Source organism: Streptomyces sp. NRRL B-24572 (assembly GCF_002156145.1).
In the GTDB taxonomy this organism is placed as follows: domain Bacteria; phylum Actinomycetota; class Actinomycetes; order Streptomycetales; family Streptomycetaceae; genus Streptomyces; species Streptomyces vietnamensis.
In genome coordinates, this window is record NZ_MWIG01000820.1 from 1 (window position 1) to 4,356 (window position 4,356).

Sequence of the window (4,356 nt, forward strand, 5' to 3'; positions counted from 1 at the left end):
GGAGGGCGCGGGCGGCCGGTGGGGCCGGGTTGGGGTTCGGTGTGTCGACGCCGGTGGTGGCCGGCGGCGGGACCTGGTCCTCGTGGTTGGCGGCCGCGCCCCGGTAGACGGCGCTGAAGGCGAGGGCGACCATGCCGACGCCCATGACGAGGGCGAGGACCCAGGCGACGGGCCGGAGCCAGCGGGCGCGGCCCCGGTAGGGGCGCAGGGCCCCACCGTGGCGGCCGTAGGGGCTGGCGTCGTCGCCGATGTCGTCGGGCTCGTAGGTGAGACCGAAGGGATCGGGGCCGTCCTCGTAGGGGTCGTCCTCGACGGATCCGCCACCGGCGCGGGCGCGGGCCGCCTCGGCCTCGGCACGGGCCTGGGCGGCGGCGAGGAGCCGCTCGACCGCGGTGGGCTCGTGGATGGTGGCGGCCCTGACGAAGGCCTCGTCGAAGACCACGTCGGCGTGGACCTCGTCGGCGCCTCCGCGGTCGACTTCCTCGGGGTCCCCGCCGTCCTGGAACGGCCTTCCCCCCACGTCGTCCGGCACGGATTCAGAGTAGACCCGGAAGGTGGTTTTGGGCAGGGAGAGTGCGAAGCCTCCCTGCCCGTCCTCCCCGTACCGATAAGTAAGGAGGTGTTACCGCACGTGACCGTCACCGGTGACGATGTACTTGGTCGAGGTCAGCTCGGGAAGGCCCATGGGGCCCCGGGCGTGCAGCTTCTGGGTGGAGATGCCGATCTCGGCGCCGAAGCCGAACTGTCCGCCGTCCGTGAACCGGGTGGAGGCGTTCACGGCGACCGTGGTGGAGTCGACCAGCTGGGTGAAGCGGCGGGCCGCGGCCTGCGAGGTGGTGACGATCGCCTCGGTGTGGCCGGAGGACCACATCCGGATGTGCTCGACGGCCTTGTCGAGGGAGTCGACGACGGCGGCGGCGATGTCGTACGAGAGGTACTCGGTCTCCCAGTCCTCGGGCGTGGCCGGGACGACGGTGGCTTTGGAGCCCTCGGAGAGGGCGAGGACCCGCTCGTCGGCGTGGACGGTGACGCCGGCCTCGGCGAGGGCGGCGAGCGCCTTGGGCAGGAAGGCCTCGGCGACGTCCTGGTGGACGAGGAGGGTCTCGGCGGCGTTGCAGACGCTGACCCGCGAGGCCTTGGAGTTGACCAGGATGTCGACGGCCATGTCGAGGTCGGTCTGGGCGTCGACGTAGACGTGGCAGTTGCCGGTGCCGGTCTCGATGACCGGGACGGTGGACTCCTCGACGACGGTCTTGATCAGGGAGGCGCCGCCGCGCGGGATGAGGACGTCGACGAGGCCGCGGGCGCGCATCAGCTCGCGGACCGATTCGCGGGACTCGCCGGGGACGAGCTGGATGGCGTCGGCGGGCAGTCCGGCGCCGCCGACGGCGTCGCGCAGGACGGTCACCAGGGCGGTGTTGGAGGCGTACGCGGAGGAGGAGCCGCGGAGCAGGACGGCGTTGCCGGACTTGAGGCAGAGGGCGGCGGCGTCGACCGTGACGTTGGGGCGGGCCTCGTAGATGATGCCGACGACGCCGAGCGGGACGCGGATCTGGCGCAGGTCGATGCCGTTGGGGAGGGTCTGGCCGCGGACGACCTCGCCGACGGGGTCGGGCAGCGCGGCGACGTCACGGACGTCGGCGGCGATGGCCCGGACGCGCTCCGGGGTGAGGGTCAGACGGTCGATGATGGCCTCGCTGGTCCCGGCTTCGCGGGCCTTGGCGATGTCCACGGCGTTGGCTTCGACGATCTCGGCGGTGCGGACTTCGAGGGCGTCCGCGATCGCGAGGAGCGCGTCGTCCTTGGCCGCGCGCGGGAGTGGCGCGATTTCGGCGGCGGCGCCACGGGCCCGGTAGGCGGCCCGGGTGACCGGGGAGAGGTTGTCGAGGGGCGTGAGCGAGGTCATGTCCGCAGGGTACTGGCACCCCTGCGGACATCCCTCACGTATCCCGCACTCCGAGACGTATCCCTGGGCGGAGATCCGGTCGTCAGTACGGGTGGACGCCGACCGGGGCGGCGGGCGGCGGGCCGTAGCCCTCCGCGATCCGCTGGTGGTAGGTCTCGCGGTCGATGACTTCCAGGCCCACGATCTCCCAGGGCGGCAGCTTGGCGGTCTGCCGGTGCTCGCCCCACAGGCGCAGGGCGACGGCCGCCGCGTCGTGCAGGTCGCGGGCCTCCTCCCAGTACCGGATCTCGGCGTGGTCGTTGGCGTAGCGGCTGGTCAGCAGGAAGGGGTGGTCGTGGGCCAGTTGTTCGAGCCCGCGTCGCACCTCCTTCAGCGGTGACTCCACGCCCGACACACTGAGGGTGATGTGCCAGAGCTTGGACACCGGCCGTTCCTCACGTGTCTCGGTGGTGGTCTCGGTCTTCCTGTCCGTGGACAGGTCCGACCTGGCTGACCTGTCCGACCTGTCCCGTGCTTCGTCGAAGTCGGCTCCGGCCTCGACACTGGTCAGGGCGCGTTCGGCAGTCCCGCGGGGCGGTGCCCCTGGGCGCGCTCGTCTCACCGGCGGCCTCCTGTGTGATGCGTGTGGTGCTGTACCCCGCCTTGTCTTACCCCCGAGACAAAGTTGACCAGCCCGAGGCGGGACATGGGGCGGTTTTGGTAAAGGTCCCTTCCGGATGGCCAGACTTTCAGCCGTTTCGGCGTCGGCCGCGTCAGTGGATGACGACCAGGTCGTCGCGGTGGACGACCTCGCGCTCGTACTCCGGTCCGAGCTCCTTGGCGAGCTCGTGGGTGGAGCGGCCGAGCATCCGGGGCAGCTCCTTGGCGTCGAAGTTGACGAGGCCTCGGGCGACGGCCCGGCCGGAGGAGTCGCGGAGCTCGACGGGGTCGCCGGCCACGAAGTCGCCCTCGACGGCCGCGACACCGGCCGCGAGGAGGGACTTCTTGCCCTCGACGACGGCTCGTACGGCTCCGTCGTCGAGGCTGAGGGAGCCCTGCGGGGTGGAGGCGTGGGCGAGCCAGAGCAGCCGGTCGGCGGAGCGGCGGCCGGTGCGGTGGAAGTACGTGCCGGTGTCCCGGCCGGCGAGGGCGTCGGCGGCGCGGCTCGCGGAGGTGAGGACCACGGGGATGCCCGCGGCGGCGGCGATCCGGGCGGCCTCGACCTTGGTGACCATGCCGCCGGTGCCGACGCCCGCCTTGCCGGCCGAGCCGATCTCGACGTGGGCGATGTCCGCGGGGCCGGTGACCTGGGCGATCCGCGAGGTGCCGGGCTTGGACGGGTCTCCGTCGTACAGCCCGTCGACGTCGGAGAGCAGCACGAGCAGGTCGGCGCGGACGAGGTGGGCGACGAGGGCGGCGAGCCGGTCGTTGTCGCCGAAGCGGATCTCGTCCGTGGCGACGGTGTCGTTCTCGTTGACGACGGGCAGCGCGCCCATGGCGAGGAGCTGGTCCAGGGTGCGGTACGCGTTGCGGTAGTGGGCGCGCCGGCTGGTGTCGTCGGTGGTGAGGAGGACCTGGCCGACGCGGACGCCGTAGCGGGCGAAGGAGGCGGTGTAGCGGGCGACGAGGAGGCCCTGGCCGACGCTGGCGGCGGCCTGCTGGCGGGCGAGGTCCTTGGGGCGGCGGGCGAGGCCGAGCGGTGCGAGTCCCGCGGCGATGGCACCGGAGGAGACGAGGACGATCTCCTTCTCGCCGCCGCTGCGGACCTTGGCGAGCACGTCGACGAGGGCGTCGACGCGGTCGGCGTCGAGTCCTCCGGAGGCGGTGGTGAGCGAGGAGGAGCCGACCTTGACGACGATTCTGCGGGCCTCCGTCACGTACTGCCTTGCCACGTCCGTCTGTCCCGTCACCTGGGTCGTCACCTGCGTCGTCCTCACTCGGCTGTGCTGCGCGCCGCGTGCTCCCCGCCGCGGCTGCCAGGCAATCTACGCGAGCCGGGAGGGATGCCGCTCGTCCGTTTCGCTCCCTGGACCGGACGGACCGGACGGATCGGGGGCGTCGGCGGGCCTGCCGGTGGAGCGGGGCACCAGGATCCGCTGGGAGATCAGGTAGGTGAACGGGATCGCGACGACGGCCGCGACGAGTGGCGCGATCCTGTCGTCCATTCCGGCCCAGGTGACGAGCGCGTAGAGACCGACGCTCTGCACCAGGTAGTTGGTGACGTTGGTGAGCGGGAAGAGGGCGAACTTCTTCCACGTCGGCCGGGTGCGGTAGGTGAAGTAGGTGTTGAGGAAGAAGGAGCCGATCATGCTGAGGAGGAAGGCGAGGGAGTACGCGGCGAAGTACGGCATCCAGGGGTGCAGGAGGAGGTAACAGCCGAAGAAGGTCCCGGTGTTGACGCCGCCGACGAGCGCGAAGCGGAAGATCTCGGCGAGCCGCGCCCGCCGACCGCCGGAACCGGCCTCGGACCT

The 4,356-nt window shown here is 71.9% G+C and carries 5 protein-coding genes; all 5 read right to left on the reverse strand.

What is annotated here, in order from left to right:
- Nucleotides 1-532 (reverse strand): hypothetical protein (locus tag CCN56_RS36590; RefSeq protein WP_107484280.1); only part of this gene is annotated, 532 nt, incomplete at its 3' end.
- Between the two features lie 90 nt (nt 533-622).
- Nucleotides 623-1,906 (reverse strand): glutamate-5-semialdehyde dehydrogenase, encoded by a 1,284-nt coding sequence (locus tag CCN56_RS36595; RefSeq protein WP_086832046.1) that lies wholly within the window; start codon nt 1,904-1,906, stop codon nt 623-625.
- 82 nt (nt 1,907-1,988) lie between these two features.
- On the reverse strand, nt 1,989-2,507 hold the full coding sequence (locus CCN56_RS36600) for a hypothetical protein (RefSeq protein ID WP_086832047.1): 519 nt from the start codon (nt 2,505-2,507) through the stop codon (nt 1,989-1,991).
- A 151-nt stretch (nt 2,508-2,658) separates the two neighbouring features.
- Nucleotides 2,659-3,762, reverse strand: a complete 1,104-nt coding sequence (proB, locus tag CCN56_RS36605; RefSeq protein ID WP_086832048.1) for a glutamate 5-kinase — start codon at nt 3,760-3,762, stop codon at nt 2,659-2,661.
- A gap of 108 nt (nt 3,763-3,870) precedes the next feature.
- On the reverse strand, nt 3,871-4,311 hold the full coding sequence (locus CCN56_RS36610; protein ID WP_086832049.1) for a GtrA family protein: 441 nt from the start codon (nt 4,309-4,311) through the stop codon (nt 3,871-3,873).
- Nucleotides 4,312-4,356 lie beyond the last annotated feature (45 nt).